General features: G+C 38.0%; 1 rRNA gene. It reads right to left on the minus strand.

The window, feature by feature from the left end:
• Positions 1-62: ribosomal RNA gene (locus PL8927_RS27670) — 16S ribosomal RNA — on the minus strand; the annotation flags it as partial.
• Positions 63-303: the final 241 nt, after the last annotated feature.

Raw genomic sequence — 303 nt, forward strand, 5'->3', positions numbered from 1 at the left:
ACTTGCATGTGTTAAGCAGACCGCCAGCGTTCATCCTGAGCCAGGATCAAACTCTCCATTTTGAAGAATCTGTTGTTTTTGGCTCCAAAACTTGTTTCTCAAAGTTTTGGAATTCTTTGCTTAATTTCAGAGTTTGTGTTAAACTCCTTGACTAAGACTGAATTCCTATGACGAGAAAAAATGTGTCAACTTGGCTTTCAAACTCTTAAGTTGTCCAGGTTCGGCGTGTCTTTTGTTTTTCGACACTCTTATCAATCTATCAGCTAGTTCTGGATTTGTCAACCCTTTTGCCAAAATATTTTT

The sequence above is a fragment of the Planktothrix serta PCC 8927 genome, from assembly GCF_900010725.2.
In the GTDB taxonomy this organism is placed as follows: domain Bacteria; phylum Cyanobacteriota; class Cyanobacteriia; order Cyanobacteriales; family Microcoleaceae; genus Planktothrix; species Planktothrix serta.